Below are 20460 nucleotides of genomic sequence, written 5' to 3'. Positions count from 1 at the left end.
TAGGGGTTTTTACATTTTTAAAATATATAATTAATTTTTATTAATTATAATCCTCTTATTTTGTTTAGAATAATTCTTTTTTCTACTGCAGCTACTAATCTTCTTGTATATGCTACTGTATCTGGGTTAACGCTCATAGAATCTATTCCTTCTTTTACTAAGAACTCTGCAAACTCTGGGTATTGAGATGGTCCTTGACCACAAATTGAAATAGTCTTTCCATGTTTATGAGCTGCTTTAATAAGTATAGATATTGCTCTCTTAACAGCTTCATTTCTTTCATCAAAATATCCCATATTGTTTAATATACCTGAATCTCTATCAGCTCCCATAACAAGTTGAGTCAAGTCATTTGAACCAATACTAAATCCATCTACAAGTTGAGCAAACTCTTCTGCTTCAAATACTACTGCAGGAACTTCTGCCATTATCCAAAGTTTAAAGTTTTTATCTTGAACCAATCCTTCTTCAGCCATAATCTCTTTAACCTTTTTTACTTCCCAAGTTGTTCTTACAAATGGAAGCATTGCCCAAACATTAGTCATTCCATATTCTTCTCTTACCTTTTTAAGAGCCCTACATTCAAGTCTGAATCCTTCTTCATATTCTTCAGAAATGTATCTAGATACTCCTCTCCATCCAATCATAGGATTGTTTTCTATTGGTTCTACTTCATCTCCACCTTTTAATCCTCTAAACTCATTTGTTCTAAAATCACTTAATCTTACTACCATTGGTCTTGGATAAATCTCTTGTGCTACAGTCATAATTCCTTCTGACATCTTATCTATTAGTAATTGTCCTTGACCAGTCTTAACCAAATACATAGGATGAGCTCCAACCATATTTGTAAATATAAATTCAGTTCTCATAAGTCCTATACCATCAAATGGTAAGTTTTTGTATCTGCCTATCAAAGATGGTTCTCCAAGATTCATATATATTTTTGTAGCTGTAACTGGCGCTAATTGTTGAAGAAGTTCTTCGCTAACAACAGCTGAACCTGCTGCAGCTTCTGATTTTTCATCTTTTTGTTTTTCTTGTAGTACAATACCATCATATACTACACCTCTTGATGCGTCAACTGTTATTTCCATTCCTTCTTTAAGTGTTTCACTTGCTGTTTTTGCACCTACTATACAAGGAATTCCAAGTTCTCTTGATACGATAGCTGCATGACAAGTTCTACCCCCTTCATCTGTAACTACTGCACTTGCTCTTTTCATTGCAGGAACCATATCAGGATTTGTCATTACAGTAACTAAAACGTCCCCATCTTCTACTCTTGAAATTTCACTTATATCTAATATATTTTTAACCTTTCCACTAGCAACACCAGGAGATGCTGGTAATCCTCTAACTAACATTTTTAATTCTTCATTCTTCTCAGTCACTGGTTTTGTCTCCTCCTCACTTTTTAATGTTGTTATAGGTCTTGATTGTAGTATATATAGTTCCTTTGTATCTTCATCAAAACCCCATTCAATATCTTGATGACTTCCATATAAATTCTCAATTTTTAAACCATAATCAGCTAATTTTATTATTTCATCATCAGTTAAACATTGTTCATTAACTTTTGCATATCCTAAATATTCTTCTACATCTACATCTACTGTGCCAACACCATCTTTTTTCTTAACAATCATTAATTTCTTTTCTGAAATATATTTATCATCAATTGATTTGTCATCTTTATTTACAATATATTCATCTGGTGTAACTGAACCTGATACTACTGCTTCTCCTAATCCCCAACTAGCATTAATTATTATTTCACTCTTATTGTTATTAACAGGATTTGCAGTAAACATTACCCCAGATTTTTCACTGTTAACCATCTTTTGAACTACAACACTTAGTGCTACATCAAAATGATCAAAACCTTGTTCTGTTCTATAATAAATAGCTCTTGCAGTCCATAGGGATGCCCAACATTTTCTTGCATGATTTAAAACTTCTTCTTTTCCGCTAATGTGTAGATAAGTATCTTGTTGACCTGCAAAAGAAGCTTCTGGTAAATCCTCAGCTGTTGCAGAACTTCTTATAGCTACTTCAGGATTATTAGTCTTTACCTTTTTGCTAAATTCTTCATAAGCTCCTTCGATCTCATCTTTAATTTCTTTTGGCATTTCTGAACTATTAATTAAATCTCTTATTTCCGCTGCCTTTATTTGAAGTTCATCTGAGTCTTCAACATCAAGACCTTCAATTTTTCCTCTAATAGCATCTTCTAATTTTGCAAGTTTTATAAAGTCTTTATAAGCACCTGCTGTAACACAAAATCCCGGTGGTACATCTACGCCTTTTTGTGTCATTTCTCCTAAATTTGCTCCTTTTCCTCCTACAACTGGTATATCATTCTTATCGATTTCATCAAACCATTTTATATAATTGTATTTAGTCATAAAGTATGCCTCCTCGCAATTAATTATATATATATTATAACACATATTCTGAAATGTGCTATACTATTTATCAAATTTTTTTAAAAAAATATCGAATAGACATAAAAAACATCTATTCGATATTTAAACACGTATTAACTTTCTATTTCTAAATCCAGTCCTAATACTCCAACCAATCTATTATTTGTATCTCTTACTTGACTTGCAATAGTTATACAAACTGTTTTAGTATCATAACTAATATAAAAATCAGAAGTATATATATCCTGTTTTAATCCCCCAACAAACCAAGGTCTATTAGTTACATCTATATCATCTAAATATTCACTAGAAGATAATAGTTTCCCTTCAGTATCATATAAATATACAATACAAAAATCAGGATACCTATTCATGACTTCTTTATATATCTCTTCATGTTTATCTAAATTACTTAAATCTCTTATATATTTATTTTCTCTAATTTCATTAACTCCTTTTAAGTTATTATCAATTATTTGATTTATTGTTTTTTCATCCATTACAATTTTTGAATGCTGTTCGATTGTATCATCTAACTCTTTATTCATTGTCTCTAGATAATGCGTATTATCACTAATTTCATTAATTATAGCTGTTTGCTCTTCTATAGAAGCAGATATTTCTTGTGTTCCAGAAGCAGTTTCTTCTGTTATTTTTGCAACAATACTTAAATTAGCTGTAATTTCATTTATTTCTATTAGTTGTTCTTTCATCTTATCATCAGTTGTTAAAATCACACTTTTAATATTATTTAAATATTCACTAGTTTTTTCAAAGTCATCTTGTGTTTTTCTCGCAAACTTTGAGTCTTCTTGTTCGTTGGAAATACCAGTTTGAAGATTAGAAAGTAATGCTCTAATATCCTGTCCAAATTGTTCAACCTTATAATTAATTTTATCTGTAGCCTCATCTGTCATCTCTGCAAGTTTTCTCACTTCTTCTGCAACTACGGAAAATCCTTGTCCATATTCCCCAGCTCTAGCAGCTTCAATAGCTGCATTTAATGCAAGTAAATTTGTTTGAGCTGAAATATCTTTTACCATATCTACAATTTCATTAATTTCTTTAATATTTCCAGAAATAACTTGTGCTTCATCTATTAATCCTTCATTCTTAGACATTCTATTTCCCATATTTAAAATTAACTTGTTTAAACTTTCTCCTGTATATTTAAATGCTTTATTAGTCTTGTCCCATTGTTCATGTGCACTTTTATTTGCCTTTGTTGTATCTTCTGATATTTCTTTCAATTTATTACTCATAGATAATACATCTAATACTTTATTTTCTTGTTCTTTTGATCCTACCGCTATATTTTCTATTGCCTTTGCCACTTCATTTATTGTTTCACTGGTTCCCTCAGTAGCAATAACTAAATCTTCAGTTATACCCGACATCCTATCTGAAGAATATGCTATATGAGATAAAGCTTCTCTATAATTATGTAATATCTTATTTAAATTCTCAACCATACTAGCATATTTTTTATCAGAAGTTTTAAATTTTTTTGTTAGATTCCCTTCAGCTACTTCTTTAATCCCTTTTTCAATATCATTGATATCTTTACCCTTATTCCCAATTTTAAATGACAATATCTCCAATACCATTAATATCCCTATAGACAAATAAAAATAAGTCTCATTGGGGAAAAATTTGGTGATAATAAAAACTAAAACAATTAATGCTAGTTTTAAAATCGTAAACATGTAGTAACCCCCCTTTATTTATATATTTATTATATCATAAAATTTATTCCATATATTGTTTTTTGTAATTTTCTCTATTTTATTACTATTATTACAGTATCATTAGAATCTGTCCAATTATATAAAAATTTAGCATGACTAGTAAAATTCCTTACACATTTATGAGATCTAGGTACAGTGCCAATAGTGTGTAGATACTCTTTAATTCCTGGATCTGTCTTCTTTCCATTTATAATCTTAAACTCTACAGGAACTCCATGGATATATGCCCCTTGTGTAAATCTAACACCATAAGGTGCATAACCCGTTACTTCATTGGTGTTGTCATCTACATAATAAAATCTTTCTTTCTTATCCATAACTTTAAAATATCCTATTGGTGTTTCATATTTTCTTTTTCCTTTTACTCCAGTAGTCGCCAGAGTATAAGATACTAAGGTCCATTTTGAACCCATTTTTTCAAAAGCTACTTGATTTTGATTTGTGGTATCTACAACAACGCATTTAGCAAATCTGTCTAAATTGTTGTCAAAAGATATATATTTTTTAGGAACCCAATATTCTCCTTCATATTCAATACACTTTACCTTAAAATACCCTTTGACTTCACCTAATATAAAAACCATCATCCCATCTGGAAAATACCTAAAATTATTTAAATCGTTTAAATTTGAATAGGCAGGTGCACTTTGATATGCTTGCATTCCGTAATTGTCAATTGCCTTACCGTTTAATAATGGCGGTGAACCATTTGTATCTTTATAGTTAGAAATATATCCATGTTTGTTTTTTGCCAATTCATCTTCTAATCTTTTTATAACATTGTACATGTTTTGAAATCTAAATGTTCTTACATCTCCAGAACTAGAAGGAATAAATCCTTGAACTATTTTCCCATTTGAATCATAAAAGCTCACTCCATACCAATTATCTTCTACTTCGTTGACTAATTGTATTTTGTCAAACATCTTACCTTCTCCAACTATTTTACTGTTTAAAGAAGGACTATCATATATAGAAACACTTTCACTTGTCACCAACAAATAGTCATAAGGCATCAAATATTTATTATACATTAGAGATACATTAAAAACTGTGGGTACAAGAGTTTGAAATGTTCTTTTAGTATTCCAATTTCCAGCACTAAAATTAGTAATCTTTTCACTGTATTTAACAAGTTCTTTATCTCTAAGAAAATAGTCAATATGACCCTTCTCTTTTAAATTAGCTGTCAATTTATTGTCTTCACCTATACTAATATGGCTGATATCAGGTTCAATATCATTTTCATCAAGCGTTTCTAAATTTTTCTGTTCTTTGCCCCTATTTTTATTTATATTAGGCCCTTCTGAAACTTTAGGTGTACAAGAAACAAATAGCATAATACTTATTAAAATTAAAATGATAATTAGTTTGAATTTACACCCTTTCATTGAATACCTCCTATGTTTTATAAAATTTCCTCTCTTTTATCTCAATATTAATACTATTATGCCAAATAAATGCATATATAATGCATAAAAAAATCCCGTTTTTTAAACGGGATTTTTTTAACACCAGCAAAATAGTACTACTAGTAATAGGAAAAAGAATAATAGACTATCATCTCCAGTTCCTGCCCAGCCACAATTACAGAAGAAAACAACTAATAGCAAGAAAAAGAATAGTAAGCTATCATTATCTCCACCCTTAAATAAATCTAAAATACCTCCCTTTTTATTATTTGGAAGACTTAGATTGTCTGTCATAAAAAATACCTCCTTATAGTTTAATTAATTATATTCCTACAAATAATAAAAATATCAAGAATATAAGTAATAACATATCGCTTGAACCACCAAAAAGATTTCCTAAATCTCCTAGAAATCCTCCACTACCTCCTCCTAAAAACAATATTAAAAATAAAAATATCAACAACCAACTATTGTCGCGACCAAAATTTAATATCTCATCAAGCATTATCAATACCTCCTTTTATAGAAAACTATTTATTATATTTTATTCAAATAATCAATTATGGTGACTACATTTAAAAAAAGACCTAGGTAATTATTTACCTAAGTCCTCTCTCAATTCCACTATTGATTTAGTTGAAATATTTTTTTTATCAATATTTAAAAGATTGATAGCCTTTTCTAAGTCTTCTTCTTTATTAACTTCAATCTCCATATAAGTATATGGATAAGTTGATTCATCCCATGTATCAATATCAAATCTTATACTTTCATATTGATAAGAAATCCTTTCTTTAAAACCCTCTTTAACTAATCCATATCCTAATACATCAAGTATATATAAAAGAGCTTCTTTGTCTTCTATTTTCGTATTTACCTCTACATTTTCCCTCATATGTTCATTAAAGATATTCTGTTTAAGGGTTAAAGTAAAACTGGTCTTCTCAGTATCTAAGTCTAATGATTCCCTTATCCTTAGATAACTGTTATTATTTTTTTCAATATTTCTATCTTCCGAGTCTATTAAGTAGTTTCTCTGGTGTTCTCTCCTAAGTAATTTTGCACCTATTTCTAATAGCTTTTTTTGTATTTTATCCTTATCAATATTTAACACTTTAACTTCTAATTCTTTATCCACTGTATATCGCCCCCCACTATAGAAGCTAGAATATTTATATCACTATCAAAAATGATCATATCTGCATCTTTTCCAACTTCTAAACTACCTTTTCTATCATCTATTTTTATAGCCTTTGCTGGATTTAGGCTTGCCATTCTCACTGCGTTGTGAATTGGTATATTCATTTTAAAAACCATATTGTGTACCGCTTTTGTTAGATTTAAAGTTGAACCTGCCAACGAACCATTTTCAAGTCTTGCAGCACCTTTCTTTACATATACCTTTTGCCCACCCAGTTCATATTCTCCATCTTTAAGCCCTGCTGCTCGCATAGCATCAGATACAAGTACTATTTTATCTATTCCTTTCATATTCACAGCTATTTCAACACTTATATCATGAACATGAATAGTATCATATATTAATTCACAATAAACTCTATCATCAGTAAGAGCTGCTCCAACTATTCCTGGCTCTCTATGAGAGAAACTCCTCATGCCATTGTACAAATGAGTGGCCATTGATACTCCCTCATAAATGCCCTTTTTAGCCTCTTCATAGCTAGCATTGCTATGAGCCATAGCAACTATTACATTATTTGACTTAAGGTATGAAATTACTGATAATGCACCTTTCAATTCTGGTGCTAATGAAACCATCTTCATCTTACCGTTAGAAATACTTAAAAGTCTATTCATATCTTCTAAATTTGGTGTTTTTATATGCTTTTCAGGCTGGGCTCCTTTCCTGTCTATAGAGAAAAAAGGCCCTTCCAAATGAATTCCTATTAAATTAGCTTTGTCTACTTTGTTATCATAGTTTACAAGATTTTTTATAGCCTTTTCTATTTTTTCATAAGAAGAAGTAATTACTGTACCTAAAAAAGATGTAACTCCATTCTTTAGGTGAAACTCAGCTATATTATCTATCGCTTCTTCAGTACTATCCATAATATCAAATCCTGAATTTCCATGATTATGAATGTCAATAAAACCAGGAGAGAGATAGTTCTTTTTTCCATCAATTACATTGTCAAAATATTCCATCGATAATTTCTCTTCTCTATCAATACTAGATATGATACCATCTGTAATTACCAATCCTTGTCCTCTTAATATTTCATAAGGAGTAATTATATTAATATTTTTAATTAATGTTTTCATTTAAACTTCTACCTCCTACATCTACTATTCTAAGTACCCTTTAGCTGCATCTTCGTCCATTATTATTGTAACATCTGGATGAAGTAATAGTAGAGAAGCAGGTATATGAGTAGTTACTACTTTATTTTTTAATATTTTTGCAATAATATCTGCCTTCTTTTCACCATTTGCTAAAAGCAAAATCTTCTTTGACTTCATTATACTTCCTATACCCATAGTAATAGCTTTTTTAGGTACCTCATCTATAGAATCGAAAAATCTTGAATTTGCATTTATTGTAGATTCTGTTAACTCAGTAATATTGGTTTCTAAAGGTAGAGTTGGAGCAGGTTCATTAAAAGCAATATGACCATTTTCTCCAATTCCTAATATTTGCAAATCAATACCACCAGTTTCTTCTATTTTTTTATCATATTCAATGCAAAACTTCTCAACATTTTCTGCATTTCCATCTGGTATATGGATGTTTTCAGCTTTAACATTAATATGTTTAAACAAATTGTCTTCCATAAAATAATGATAACTATTTGGGTTACTATAAGGAATATTTAGATACTCATCTAAATTAAAAGTTACAACTTTGGAAAAATCTAATGCCTCTTCTTTGTGCATTCTAATAAGCTCATTATATGTTCCTATTGGAGTGCTTCCTGTCGCTAAACCTAGTACCATGTTTGGATTTGATTTTAATTCATCACCTATGATACTAGCTGCTACTTTGCTTAATTCTTCATAATCTTTTTTTATAATGATTTTCATTTTAAAGCCTCCTAACAATCCTTATAATATTTTTTTAGGTATAAAGTTAATATAATCACTTGAAACACAAATAAACTTAATCTTCTCTATATCTCCTTCAACTACATATTTATGTCCTTCAGAATGGAGATGTCCATATATACAAATATCAACATTATACTTTTTCATTAGAAATACAAAATCATTTGGATCAGCGTCTATATTAAAAGGGGGATAGTGAATCATAGTTATTATTGTACCATCTTTTTTTTCAATTGATTTCAATGATAATTCTAATCTATTAAGTTCTCTATTGTATATCTTTTCATCATGTTGGGTAAAATTTTCATAATCCTTAGATATCCAACCTCTACAACCAGCAATATTAATATTCTCATAAGTGAAGCTATCATTTTGAAGAAAAAAAATCGAATTTAAATTAAGTTCATCTAATTTCTTCTTGCTTTCCCACCAATAATCATGATTTCCTTTAGTTATAACTTTTGTCCCTGGTAGTTTATCTATCCTTTTTAAATCATTATAAGCATCATCTAGCTTGAGTCCCCAAGACACATCACCAGGAATAAGAACCAAATCATCTTCTTTTACTATATGAGTCCAACTATCAAATATTTTAGCCTCGTGATTTTCCCATTTAGGCCCAAATATATCCATGGGTTTTTCTTTCGAATAGTCCAAATGTAAATCTCCTAATGCATATATCATCTAAATCCCCCTATTCAAATTCAAAAACACTAACTACAATACAATATATTCATATTCAGCATTAAACATATCTAGTAATTCTTTTTCCCTAGTATGACAAGTAAACAATATAACTTGTCTACTATTTGAAGTTTTCACTAATACTTTTAAGATGTTTTTCAATCTTTTATTATCATATTGAACAAAACAATCATCTAATAATAATGGGGTACTGTCATCTAATATAATATCTGTTATACCAAATCTCGTAGCAAAATAAATTTGATCAATTGTGCCACCACTTAAATCCTCAATATTAATAAGAATATTACTGTCAGGATCCACTACAGAAACATCTATATTTTCATTGATTTTCACCTCGCTGTATCTTCCATCAGTAACAGTATTTATTATATTACTTACTTTTTCATTTAATGTAGGTGCAAAATCCCTCTGTATGTTTTTTGATATATTTTCAATAGTATCTTTTGCAATTTCCAGAGACTTTAGCCTTTCATCATATTCTAATCTTTTATTTTCATTTACCAATAAATCTTCATCCATTTCAACTATTGGTCTAAAGTTATTTCCAAGACCATTGATTCTTTCCTCTATTCTAGTTATTTCTAATTTTATTTTTCCAATAAATTCTTCTACATTTTTAGCTTTTTCAATTAATTTGTCTTTTTCCTCTATATTTAACTCTTTACTCATATCACTTTTTCCTTCTAGATATGCCTTTTTAAGTTGATCCAAATTATTATTACCCAAAATATTATTTAATAATATTTTCTTGTTTTCTAAATCTTTTACAAAGCCATCATATATTTCTTTGTATTTTAGACCTTCTTCCATCTCTTTTATACTAATGAAATCATACTCTTTTAATATGTTTTCTATCTCATCATTTACACTTGAATTCTCATTTTTTAAACTTGTAATCTTATTTATTATATATTTTTCTTCTTCATCCAACTTTTCTTTTGTATTTAAAAGCTCTATGCTTTTTAAATACTCTTTCTCTATAGTCTTTATATCTTCTAAATTGAAAGCTAATGGTTCAATTAATATTGAAGCTTGATTATTTAATATATTTTCTAAATTAACAATCTCTCCTAACATTCTATCTTTTTCATTTTGTAATGCCACTTTGGTTTCAAACCTATTTTTATAATTAATACTTCTTTCATAATTTTTATTTTGAAGCTTTTTTAATTCAACTTTATTAGAACAATTGTATTTTTCTAATATTAACTCCATATCACTTTCTATTTTCTTTAGCAACGCATATTTATCTGCTTCTTGTGCTTCAATATCTATTACTTGATCATTTAACTTTTTTACATATTCCTTCATCTCTTTACGGGAATATATTATATAAATAAACAATACTAGAAAAAAAGCTGCTACGATAAAGAATGCCTTATTTACAAATCCCAAAGTAGTTGAAACAAACGTAAATATTAATGAAATAATAGTTATAGTGTTTTTCTTCTTTAATTCACTAGATTTTTCTTCTAATCTAGTTTTTATATAGTTTGAATTAGAAAAGTCTTTATTAAATAATATAGAGTTCCTCTCTTCTTCAAGTTCCTCATACTTGTAAATATCATCAACTATGTCTATGATTTTGTTATCTTTTTGATCATTGAAATCATAGACCAAAGCATTAAGTTTTTCTTCTATTTCAATTAATTGAACTCTATTATTGTACAACAATTTATAGCTTTCAACAATATTTTCAAATTCTTCTTCATCTATATTTCTATATTTAATATACTTCTTTAATTCTGTTTGTAAATTTTTTTGCCTTTCATTTACCTTTCTCAATTGTTCATTCCACTCATTAAAACTCTTTTCAAATACTGCCTTCTCTTTTTCTAAAGAATTTAGTCTTTTATATTTTTCAAAATCCAAACCAGAATATTTCTTTAGTTTGTCCATTTCAATTGTTAAGTATTGTATTTCCTTGGAAATTCTAAGAGACTCCTCATATCTTTCTTTTATCTCTATTTTTTTTATTATTTCTAAATCAGTTTCTATATCCTTTTTTGCTACCATTAATTCATTCAACTCATCTTTTAGTTTTTTACATTCCAGTTCTTCAGCTTTTATTTGATCAATATAATTTAAAGCTTGATTTCTTTCTTCACAAAGCTTATTTATCTTTTCTACTGTCTGACCATAGGGAGAAGATTTCTTTTGTCCAGCAGTACCTATAGAGTTTATTTCATTATTTAACTTAGCTAATGCATTCTTTACCGAAATATCTTCATCAAGGCTTCCACCCATATTTATTAGGCTATCCTTAACTTCTTTTGCCAAGTTTTCATCAGTTTTGCTACCTAATTGCTTTATACTCACAGTATTGTTATATACTACACTATTTAACCCTAGTATCTGTGAATCAAGTGAATGAAGTCTCAGTGTAGAATCATAATCAAACAATCTAGTTATATCTTCCCCAGTTTTATCATCATATATTTTTAACTCATCACTGCCTTTGACAAAATTTCTCTCTAATCTATAAATTTCACCTTCATACTCAAATTTCAATACTCCCCTATAGTCCTGTCTATTCCAAGGGTAATATTTTTCATACTCATCAGTATATAGTCTTCTCTTTGAATAAGGTTTAAAAAATCCAAAAAACATACCTTCTATGAACTTATGAATAGTAGTCTTACCAGATTCATTTTCACCATATATCAAGTTAATTCCATCAGTAAGATTAACTACTTTGTTTTCGTACTTTCCAAAAGAGATAAGATTTAGTTCCTTGATTTTCATCCTATCACCTTCTCTTTCAAAAGAACTTCTAAACCTATATACAATGCATTTTTATTAATCTCATCATCTAAGTCCATTTTGCTCATTTCTTCAATAAAAAGTCCTATTATATTATTTGAATTTTCTACTCTCAGCTTTTCCAAATCATAATCTGGTATAGTTTCATCTACAATCTCCAAATAATAATAGTAGTGCTTTAACTTTTCATATATTTCTTCTAGGTTTAAATCTATATCCCTATCTCTTATTCCCTTTAACACTATTCTGTAAAAGTTCTTTTCTCTTTTTTCTTCACAATCATAATTTTGAATTTTTTCTATGATATCCATATAACTCATAGTCTCAGATATAGTTATTTCGCCGATATTAAAATTTCTATTAGCAAAAGGTAAAAAACTCATATTAACATTACCTTTATCTATTGTTCCTTCAACGATCCCATGTTCACCTAGCTCACCAAAATCTAAGGGTTCTGGACTTCCACAATATACAATATTGTTTGTGATAAATTGTGGCTTATGAATATGTCCTAATGCAATATAATCGAATCCTATAGTTTCCAATTTATTTTTATCAATAGGTAAATAAGGAGAATTTTTATTTGTTAAATCTCCATGTATGATCAATATATTGATTTTGTTATTATTTTCCAAATGAAAATTTGCTAATGGATCTATTCTTTCTTCTTTCCTATCCCAACTGTACCCCCAAACAACTGTATTGTATTCCTCAAATTCTATTGAAGATATTCCATTTGAATCAAATATATGTACATTTTCTGGCCATTCCACTGAATTATATAAATTACCTTTATTTAAAGGATCATGATTTCCTGTAGTAATAACTACATTAGTATTTTCTAAATTAGAAAGTATATCTCTCACTCTTTTTATATCCCCAATAGTAAAATATTCACCTTCATACATATCCCCTGCAATAAAAAGAAAATCCACACTTTCTTCTTTTGCTCTATTTATTATTCTTTCAAAAGTATACATTAGTTCTAATCTTCTCTGTTTGCCAAAATTATTATCAAAACTTGCAGTTTTAAATTGACTTCCCAAATGTAAATCCCCTGTATGAATGCATTTAATCATGAAAAGCACCCCCAATAATTAACCAAGTCATACCTTAAAGTATAACACAAAATAACCCACTATCTTATACAGTGGGTTAAAAAATCTATTCCTTCTTTAATGTGACTTTCATAAGTAAATCTTTTCCTTTTTCTACTTGTCCATTCATTTTTTCTATTGATTCTACATATCTTCTATTTGTTATTATTACAGGTGTTATAATAGATTTACCTTTTGACTTTATGAGTTCTAAATCTGCTTCCAATAATAAGTCCCCAGTATTTACTTTGTCATTTAGTTCAACATATCTCTTAAAACCTTCACCATTTAATTTGATAGTATCAATACCTATATGTATAAGTACTTCCAATCCACTTTCTTCAGATCTAACAACTAGACAGTGATTTGCATTATATATGCTTGTTATTTCACCATCAAAAGGTGCAATGATCTTTCCGTCAGTTAGTTCAACTCCAAGACCATCACCTGATCTTTTCTTCGCAAAAGTTTCATCTGGTACTTCTTCAATGGGAACAATTTTCCCTGTTACTGGAGATAATATTTCAACAACTTTGTTTTTTTTAAAAAATCTAAGCATAAAACCACCCTTCCGAAAATTTAACTTATTCTTCCTAAATATAATTATACAACATTATCTTAAAAAAATCTTCATCATATATTTTATGTAAAAAAATTAGCTCATCTTGTCAACCATTTTTCTAGTTCTCTATCAAATCCTGATGCTATCCCCCTCTCTCTACATATTTCTATGTATTTTTGAATTAATACCTCATAGTTAAAATTAACTGTCCATTCATCTAATGTAATACTACCTTTATCTTCATATATAATTTTAGAAATTATATATCCTATTACATATACATTGATTTTATATATTAGATTATAATCAGGATTATTATGCTTTATTGAAAAAAGTGCGTCATTTAACACTTCAAAATGTTCTTTCTTTAATAGGATATCTCTATTAGTAAGTGTACCTACAGGATCATCTGTTTCAAAATTTACCCCATGTTGTATTAAGCATGCAATCCCCTCTTCAAAAATTCTACCTAATGAATCATATTTTGCCCTATTAATATAAAAACTCATTTTAAAAAACAATTTGATTTTTTTATTTATAGGAACTCGTCTTGCATGATAAAATTCATGAGCAAGTACTTTTTTAAATTCCTCTATATTCCCTATATATTTAATATAATTTATATACACATCCTTAGTAAATGTAGCAAATCCCCCATCAACACCACCTACATACAGTGTAATATCAGGTTTTATCTCAACCCATTTTGGTATATATCTATATATCTGTTCTAAAACTTGAGATATAATATCTTCTTCATTATATTTAATATATTCTAAATCTTTTTTTGCTAATTCCATATTTTCTTTAAGTATATAAAAACCATATAAATCCTTATATTTAGGATTATCAAAAATCATTTTTATTTCTTGTTCAACTATTAGTGGACTTATCTTCCTCCTAAGTTCTATTTCATGATTTAAAAAAATTTTTCCTACTTTAGAGTTCATATATTTTTTAAATTTTTTCTCATCAAAATATGTACTATCTAACAATTCTATAGCTAATTCTACTCCCTCTGTTATGATTCTCACAATATACCCCCTCATCCACATAAATACCTTTAATTAATGTATACGAAATGTGGTTGAGAGGTATGATGAAAAATTTAATTATAATGCTTGTCCAAATATTTTTCTCTGAATATATAACTATTTTGAATATTTATCTGCTATTGAAGATGCAGCATATGAATTTGGTTTTGTTTCACAGTCAAATCCACAAGCCTTTATCCACCCTATTATCTCTGGAATTAATTTTGATGTCTGCCCATTTTTACCTGCATCAACATGAATGCTTATTCCAAAGTCAATTTCTTCTCTTTGTAATGTTTCTGAAAGTTTAGTAGCTATATCTAAACTAGAACTAGTTTCAAAAAATAGTTTTTGACTTATATTGGTTATCTTTTTGACCTTTTTTATATCATAAAAGAATATTCCCCCACTTCCAACTCTGTGTACAGCTACTACCATAACAGTTTTTGTATAATCAAAGTTTTGGCTGTCTGTACCTACAGAAATATTGTAAGTACTATGTGGTGATTTTCCTATGAAGTTTTTGATTATTTCAATCATTTTTTCATATGTTACTTCACCATAAGTTGGACTAAACATTTTTTACCTTCTTTCAAAGTTAATATATATTTATACTATGAAAAAATCAGTTTTTTGACTATCAGAAACTACAAAATATAGTATGTGGATTATTAGTTTTTTTATAACATTGAATTGTTGGAATTATATTTTAATTTAAAATACTATTATACTTAAACATAATAGTAAACTCTCGTAAATACGAGAGTTTACTATAAAAACCTATTCATCTTTGTCATCATTGTTTGTAACGTCAATATTTTCTCTTTTTGACTTAATAAATGGTACTTCTTTGTTTTTAACAAAAATATTTAAAACCTGCACTATCTTAATCAATAAGAAAATGATTGCTACTTCCTTTGCTAAAGATACTACGAAAGAGATGATACTTAATATTCCAATTCCCATAGATCCATTCATAATTTTTCCTCCTAATATCTTAATATATTTATAATTGATCATATAAATCAATTATTATTTTGTTACATTTCATACTATATAACTCCTTCACATTAAAAATTTAATTATCATACAATAATACAAAAGGAGGTATATGCTATATGTACTATAATATAACAAATTGTACACCTATTGCAAGTGTAGCTGAAATAAGAGGGGGACCACTTGCTCCTAATCTGTATGGAGTAGTAACTTTTAGAGAAGTTCAAAATGGAACTGAAGTAACTGTTGAAGTTTGGGGACTTCCACCTTATAAACCTGCTGAAAATGGTAAATCACCTATTGGTCCACATGGTTTTCATATCCATGAAAATGGAATTTGTGAAGTAGGAGATCCTGAGAATCCATTTCAAGCTGCAGGAGGTCATTGGAATCCAACAAATCAGCCCCATGGAAATCACGCTGGAGATTTTCCTGTACTATTTTCAAACAATGGCTATGCAAGAATGAGCTTTTTTACAGATAAATTTAAGCCTGCTGACGTTGTAGGAAAATCGGTGATAATTCATGAAAGTCCTGATGACTATAGAAGTCAGCCTGCTGGGAATTCTGGTAAACGATTAGCTTGTGGAGTGATACGTAGACTTTATTGAAAAATTAAGGTCAGATTACTTAATCTGACCTTAATTTAGATAATCGTCCTTAGTAATAACTTTTTATATTATTCTTTCTTTTAACTTATATGAGCCTTTTTTCTCTTGTAAATGAAATACATTAAAGCCATTTGTATAATATTGCAGCCATACTATATCCTATTCCAACAGAACAAAATATAACATAACTATTTTTTTCTACCTTGCCCTTTTCTAAAGCCTCGTGTAATGCAAATATAGGTGAGCAACATCCAGTATACCCGTACTTATGAGATACAAAAGTATATTTTTCCTCATCATCTCCTAACTTTATAAGTGTTTCCTTAATATCTTTTAAAGAAAATTGAGAGAATAAATAATGTTTAACGTCTTTAATGCTTAAGTTATTCCTCTTTAATATATCTTTTATCATCTTTGTCCATTCATCAGAAAAATAACTAACATCATGTGGTATAAACCTTAGTTTAACATCTTCTGTTAGTACATTTCCACTTGCTACTTTAGACATTCCACACCCAGGTAGTCTCATATTTTCTTGATTCCTTGAATTAGTTAAATATACACTATCTATAACTCCACTAATATCTACACATTCTTCTTTTTCTAATATTATACTAGCAGCACAATCTCCACCTCCAGGAGTTATAACAGGATCATCTTCCCTTGTAAAATATGATATCCCTTGCATTCCGATAATCATTGCTCTTTTTACTTCTTTTCTTTGCTTCATTATCCCAGTTGCTATATCCATAGCTGTCAACATAGATATACAATTATTATTAAGATCAAAGGTTAAATTCGCATTCACTAACCCTAACTTATTATTTATAATTAAAGCATTAGAAGGTGCAAAATACTCAGGGTTATCAGTTGTTACTATTAACATATCTATATCTTCAGGATTTAAATTAGCACTTTTTAAAGCTCTTTTCCCTACATTTACAGCCATTGTTATCACTGTTTCTTCATTATTCTTTATTATCCTTATATTATCTCTGCCTAAGCATTTTAGTAAACCCCTAATATCTATTCCTTGTTTATCAAATTTCTGTATAAAATAATCCTTATTTACTTTATTCTCTGGATAATATATACTTACATCTATTATATTTATATTCGTATTCAATTGCTCATCCCCTTCATTGTATATAAAAATAGATAATGACATTTATTTTATATGTCATTATCTATTTTTTATCTATATTTTATTATAAGTTTAATAGTATATCTTCTACACTTTCACCCATAACCATATCTAATTTATTTTCTTCTAGTAATTTCTTTAGTTGCATCCAAGCTGTAGGTGATGTAGGTTTTGTAGTATAATACTTCTTAAATCCTGAAGCTTTATACATTTTTAAACAATTATCTAATATATCTATCATATCTTGAGATGATGTTTTTAAATCTTTACCACATATTATAAAATTATAATTCCCTGGATTAATACTTCTAACTTTATCTTGATACTCTTTTAAAAATTGTTCTCCCTCTTCTTGTCTAAAAAAACCTCCTGTCTCAATAATAAAAGCCTTCTTTTCATCATTTACTTTAATAGTATACATTTATATTATCCCCTTTCTCTTATGTTTATTTATTTTACCCTTTTCATTAGTAAATTGTCTTGTACATAAACTCTATTATAACTTGTACACTTAATCCTATCCTCCTGATATTCTTCTATATGTATTGCTTCCTTTCACTACTTACACCTCCTTAATGCATAATCTTTATATTTAAGGGTTATGCCTCTTTCTTTTGTGAATGATGTGGCAATCTACCCTCCTTTTTCCGATTACCTTGTACTTATAATATCATTTAATGTATTCAATTTCAATATATAAGCTAATTTCTGACCTTGTAAATTATTCACCTCTTTCAAATAATTTATTACATCAATATTAACTGCCTTAATTGATATTTTAAAACTCTTAAATATATCTTTAGTTATGAATTTTTTCTGTTATCTTCTCATCTAACTTTATATACTAATTTCTCTATGTTTTTATAAATTGCTCTTTTCTAATAAACACATTCATATAATTGACATTTATATTTCTTCTTCACTTCAGGATTTTCCAGTACTATTTTCAAACAATTGATATGCTAAAATGAGCTTTTTACAAATAATTTTAAGCCACAAGATATTGTAGAAAAATCGGTAATCATTCATGAAATCCTGATGATTATAGGAGTTAGTCTGCTGGGAATCCTGGGAAGAGGATGGCTTGTGGGGTTATATGTAGGGATAAAACGTACCTTTAATATTATTTAGCATATAATAAACTAAATAAAATGCAAAGGAGTAATCTTTTATGGACAATAATTTAAATTCTTCTGTATATTGTAATGATGTTTCTAATCAAATATCATCTAGTAAAACGAACTATTGTAACAGGCCTTGTATATATTTCCCACCTTGTAGCCTACCTAATCCATCTATATATAAACCATCTATAGAATATGTAGTTGATGTACCTATTAACTTAGCAAAGTCTCTAGAAGGTAAATATTATGTAGGTTATGCTGATGAACTTTCTTTCGGAAAAGGAACAAGTGCTTGGGCTAGGTTATTTAATCCTCCTAATTCAAGAGTAAATTTACATGTAACAGTTTGGACTGTAAGTGATGTTTCCGAATCTACATTTCGAGCACAAATTTGGTTTAATACTGAACCTCCTGGAACACCTAAAGAGTCCACTCTTGTTACTACATCTAATATGGCATTTTGCCCTATTCCAATACCAAAAGTAAAGCTGCAATATGCTACAAATGTAACTGGAGAACCAATTGATGGTATAAAAGCTTTTGTAAGAAGAGGTCAACCTGAAACTACAATTGTTGATGATGAACAAGGAAAATTTATCTTTCCACCCGGTGGTTCATTTTTAATATTTCTATCAAATCCAGAGTCACCTGAACTTTCAACTAATGGCCGAATTGCTTTTGGTTGGTGGGAAGAACCTATTTGTAATAAGTGATGTAAAAAAGCAGAAGAGACAGTCAGCTGTTCATATTCATTACTGTCCCTTCTGCTTTGCTTAATCATTAATTATATTACCTAACCATTTCTTGAAATTTTCCTTTTGAGAAGTCGCTTCTTTATACCCTTGTTCGTATAGTTGATTTAATCTATCAATATTCTTCTCTAGCCTCTCTACCTTTATTTCTTTAATAGGTCTAAAAACATATGTAAAACCTTTATCTTCTAAATCCTCAATCTTATCTAAGGTATTATTGTATTTAATATGTCTTGTTTCTATAGCATGTAAAACTTTAGGATATCTTTTTAAATAATGTCTAGTACAAATCCCTAATGCTTGTTTTTCTTTACGATATCCTTCATTCCTAGTAAGTATTATAACATTATATTTGTTGCCATCTTCTATCGATTTATCTATAGGAATAGAATCAGAGATTCCACCATCAAAATATAACCTTCCTTTAATTTTAACTGGTTTTGCTAGAATTGGTAAACTACTAGATGCTCGTAGCACTTTATTTATAAATTCATTACCATTATTTTTAGCTTGGGATTTTTCAAAACATACTGATTTCCCTGTTATACAATCTGTTACACATGCCTTAAAAATCGTTTTAGAATTTAGAAAAGTTTCATAATCAAAAGGAACTAGTTTATTTGGTAATGTATTAAATAAAAAGTCCATATTAAAATAGCCATTGCCTACTATCCAATGTTTAAAACCAGAATAATCTTTATGTCTTACATAATCTACAAAAACTTTTTTATTTCTTTCTCTTTGTTCAGCTACAAAACTTGCACCATTATTAGCACCAGCAGATACCCCTATTACATAAGGAAATTTAATATTCTCATCCATTAATGCATCAAGAACTCCTGAAGTATATACTCCCCTCATGCCTCCTCCTTCTAGAACAAGACCAACTTTATTATGCTTCATATTATCACCCCTGTAACAAATATTGATAAATATTATTTTATAAATCTACATATATTTTACACAATTTAATTCTTTTTTCATAATATCTAATTTGAAACTCATTTCAGAAAG

At 28.6% G+C, this 20460-nt stretch carries 20 protein-coding genes; 2 read left to right on the top strand and 18 right to left on the bottom strand.

From position 1 onward, the window contains the following. Positions 1–44: 44 nt before the first annotated feature. From ppsA to BQ9840_RS00540, 15 genes are all read right to left on the bottom strand, one after another. Positions 45–2408, bottom strand: coding sequence for a phosphoenolpyruvate synthase (gene ppsA / locus BQ9840_RS00610; protein ID WP_077367054.1), 2364 nt, complete (start codon positions 2406–2408; stop codon positions 45–47). Positions 2409–2542: 134 nt separating this feature from the next. Beyond that, positions 2543–4135 carry a methyl-accepting chemotaxis protein gene (locus BQ9840_RS00605; RefSeq protein WP_077367052.1) on the bottom strand — a complete coding sequence of 531 codons (1593 nt, stop codon included), beginning with the start codon at positions 4133–4135 and terminating at the stop codon, positions 2543–2545. 74 nt (positions 4136–4209) lie between these two features. Further along, complete coding sequence (locus BQ9840_RS00600) at positions 4210–5568, bottom strand: L,D-transpeptidase (RefSeq protein ID WP_077367050.1); 1359 nt, start codon at positions 5566–5568, stop codon at positions 4210–4212. A gap of 117 nt (positions 5569–5685) precedes the next feature. Then, a complete protein-coding gene (locus BQ9840_RS00595; RefSeq protein ID WP_077367048.1) occupies positions 5686–5883 on the bottom strand; it encodes a hypothetical protein in 198 nt (65 codons plus the stop codon). Between the two features lie 28 nt (positions 5884–5911). Further along, on the bottom strand, positions 5912–6094 hold the full coding sequence (locus BQ9840_RS00590; RefSeq protein WP_077367046.1) for a hypothetical protein: 183 nt from the start codon (positions 6092–6094) through the stop codon (positions 5912–5914). Positions 6095–6184: 90 nt separating this feature from the next. Next, positions 6185–6727, bottom strand: a complete 543-nt coding sequence (locus BQ9840_RS00585; protein ID WP_077367044.1) for a class IV adenylate cyclase — start codon at positions 6725–6727, stop codon at positions 6185–6187. Further along, positions 6712–7872 (bottom strand): N-acetylglucosamine-6-phosphate deacetylase, encoded by a 1161-nt coding sequence (nagA, locus tag BQ9840_RS00580; RefSeq protein WP_077367042.1) that lies wholly within the window; start codon positions 7870–7872, stop codon positions 6712–6714. Before nagA ends, BQ9840_RS00585 begins: the two co-directional genes overlap by 16 nt. 24 nt (positions 7873–7896) lie before the next feature. Further along, on the bottom strand, positions 7897–8631 hold the full coding sequence (gene nagB, locus BQ9840_RS00575) for a glucosamine-6-phosphate deaminase (protein ID WP_077367040.1): 735 nt from the start codon (positions 8629–8631) through the stop codon (positions 7897–7899). A gap of 21 nt (positions 8632–8652) precedes the next feature. Further along, on the bottom strand, positions 8653–9336 hold the full coding sequence (locus BQ9840_RS00570; RefSeq protein WP_077367038.1) for a metallophosphoesterase: 684 nt from the start codon (positions 9334–9336) through the stop codon (positions 8653–8655). Positions 9337–9369: 33 nt separating this feature from the next. Further along, the gene (locus tag BQ9840_RS00565) at positions 9370–12105 is read right to left on the bottom strand and encodes an ATP-binding protein (RefSeq protein ID WP_077367036.1); all 2736 of its coding nucleotides are present in this window, start codon (positions 12103–12105) and stop codon (positions 9370–9372) included. After that, positions 12102–13202 (bottom strand): metallophosphoesterase family protein, encoded by a 1101-nt coding sequence (locus BQ9840_RS00560; RefSeq protein ID WP_077367034.1) that lies wholly within the window; start codon positions 13200–13202, stop codon positions 12102–12104. Before BQ9840_RS00560 ends, BQ9840_RS00565 begins: the two co-directional genes overlap by 4 nt. 85 nt (positions 13203–13287) lie before the next feature. Next, positions 13288–13779 carry a PTS sugar transporter subunit IIA gene (locus BQ9840_RS00555; RefSeq protein ID WP_077367032.1) on the bottom strand — a complete coding sequence of 164 codons (492 nt, stop codon included), beginning with the start codon at positions 13777–13779 and terminating at the stop codon, positions 13288–13290. 101 nt (positions 13780–13880) lie between these two features. After that, complete coding sequence (locus BQ9840_RS00550; protein ID WP_077367030.1) at positions 13881–14816, bottom strand: DUF5700 domain-containing putative Zn-dependent protease; 936 nt, start codon at positions 14814–14816, stop codon at positions 13881–13883. 117 nt (positions 14817–14933) lie between these two features. Beyond that, a complete protein-coding gene (locus tag BQ9840_RS00545) occupies positions 14934–15395 on the bottom strand; it encodes a ribonuclease H-like YkuK family protein (protein WP_077367028.1) in 462 nt (153 codons plus the stop codon). Between the two features lie 201 nt (positions 15396–15596). Continuing rightward, positions 15597–15794, bottom strand: a complete 198-nt coding sequence (locus BQ9840_RS00540; protein WP_077367026.1) for a hypothetical protein — start codon at positions 15792–15794, stop codon at positions 15597–15599. 140 nt (positions 15795–15934) lie between these two features. On the opposite strand from BQ9840_RS00540, the gene BQ9840_RS00535 reads away from it, so the two are divergent. After that, a complete protein-coding gene (locus tag BQ9840_RS00535) occupies positions 15935–16426 on the top strand; it encodes a superoxide dismutase family protein (RefSeq protein WP_077367024.1) in 492 nt (163 codons plus the stop codon). Between the two features lie 121 nt (positions 16427–16547). On the opposite strand, the gene BQ9840_RS00530 is transcribed toward BQ9840_RS00535, so the two are convergent. Then, positions 16548–17552 (bottom strand): 3-oxoacyl-[acyl-carrier-protein] synthase III C-terminal domain-containing protein, encoded by a 1005-nt coding sequence (locus BQ9840_RS00530; protein ID WP_159436048.1) that lies wholly within the window; start codon positions 17550–17552, stop codon positions 16548–16550. 82 nt (positions 17553–17634) lie between these two features. After that, complete coding sequence (locus tag BQ9840_RS00525) at positions 17635–17991, bottom strand: hypothetical protein (protein ID WP_077367020.1); 357 nt, start codon at positions 17989–17991, stop codon at positions 17635–17637. A 750-nt stretch (positions 17992–18741) separates the two neighbouring features. Between BQ9840_RS00525 and BQ9840_RS00520 the strand changes: the two genes are divergently transcribed. Continuing rightward, on the top strand, positions 18742–19407 hold the full coding sequence (locus BQ9840_RS00520) for a DUF6143 family protein (protein ID WP_097677440.1): 666 nt from the start codon (positions 18742–18744) through the stop codon (positions 19405–19407). A 60-nt stretch (positions 19408–19467) separates the two neighbouring features. Here the strand turns inward: BQ9840_RS00520 and BQ9840_RS00515 are convergent, their stop codons facing one another. After that, positions 19468–20349 (bottom strand): patatin-like phospholipase family protein, encoded by an 882-nt coding sequence (locus BQ9840_RS00515; RefSeq protein WP_077367018.1) that lies wholly within the window; start codon positions 20347–20349, stop codon positions 19468–19470. Between the last annotated feature and the right edge of the window lie 111 nt (positions 20350–20460).

Origin of the sequence: Anaerosalibacter sp. Marseille-P3206, assembly GCF_900155565.1 — a bacterium.
Classification (GTDB): Bacteria; Bacillota; Clostridia; order Tissierellales; family Sporanaerobacteraceae; genus FUHM01.
This window is presented reverse-complemented; position numbering and strand designations above follow the sequence as displayed.

Coding starts and splice junctions, on each gene's coding strand:
- ppsA (WP_077367054.1), bottom strand. CDS start 2,408: ATGACTAAATACAATTATATAAAATGGTTTGATGAAATCGATAAGAAT.
- BQ9840_RS00605 (WP_077367052.1), bottom strand. CDS start 4,135: ATGTTTACGATTTTAAAACTAGCATTAATTGTTTTAGTTTTTATTATC.
- BQ9840_RS00600 (WP_077367050.1), bottom strand. CDS start 5,568: ATGAAAGGGTGTAAATTCAAACTAATTATCATTTTAATTTTAATAAGT.
- BQ9840_RS00595 (WP_077367048.1), bottom strand. CDS start 5,883: ATGACAGACAATCTAAGTCTTCCAAATAATAAAAAGGGAGGTATTTTA.
- BQ9840_RS00590 (WP_077367046.1), bottom strand. CDS start 6,094: ATGCTTGATGAGATATTAAATTTTGGTCGCGACAATAGTTGGTTGTTG.
- nagA (WP_077367042.1), bottom strand. CDS start 7,872: ATGAAAACATTAATTAAAAATATTAATATAATTACTCCTTATGAAATA.
- nagB (WP_077367040.1), bottom strand. CDS start 8,631: ATGAAAATCATTATAAAAAAAGATTATGAAGAATTAAGCAAAGTAGCA.
- BQ9840_RS00570 (WP_077367038.1), bottom strand. CDS start 9,336: ATGATATATGCATTAGGAGATTTACATTTGGACTATTCGAAAGAAAAA.
- BQ9840_RS00565 (WP_077367036.1), bottom strand. CDS start 12,105: ATGAAAATCAAGGAACTAAATCTTATCTCTTTTGGAAAGTACGAAAAC.
- BQ9840_RS00560 (WP_077367034.1), bottom strand. CDS start 13,202: ATGATTAAATGCATTCATACAGGGGATTTACATTTGGGAAGTCAATTT.
- BQ9840_RS00555 (WP_077367032.1), bottom strand. CDS start 13,779: ATGCTTAGATTTTTTAAAAAAAACAAAGTTGTTGAAATATTATCTCCA.
- BQ9840_RS00545 (WP_077367028.1), bottom strand. CDS start 15,395: ATGTTTAGTCCAACTTATGGTGAAGTAACATATGAAAAAATGATTGAA.
- BQ9840_RS00540 (WP_077367026.1), bottom strand. CDS start 15,794: ATGAATGGATCTATGGGAATTGGAATATTAAGTATCATCTCTTTCGTA.
- BQ9840_RS00535 (WP_077367024.1), top strand. CDS start 15,935: ATGTACTATAATATAACAAATTGTACACCTATTGCAAGTGTAGCTGAA.
- BQ9840_RS00525 (WP_077367020.1), bottom strand. CDS start 17,991: ATGTATACTATTAAAGTAAATGATGAAAAGAAGGCTTTTATTATTGAG.
- BQ9840_RS00520 (WP_097677440.1), top strand. CDS start 18,742: ATGGACAATAATTTAAATTCTTCTGTATATTGTAATGATGTTTCTAAT.
- BQ9840_RS00515 (WP_077367018.1), bottom strand. CDS start 20,349: ATGAAGCATAATAAAGTTGGTCTTGTTCTAGAAGGAGGAGGCATGAGG.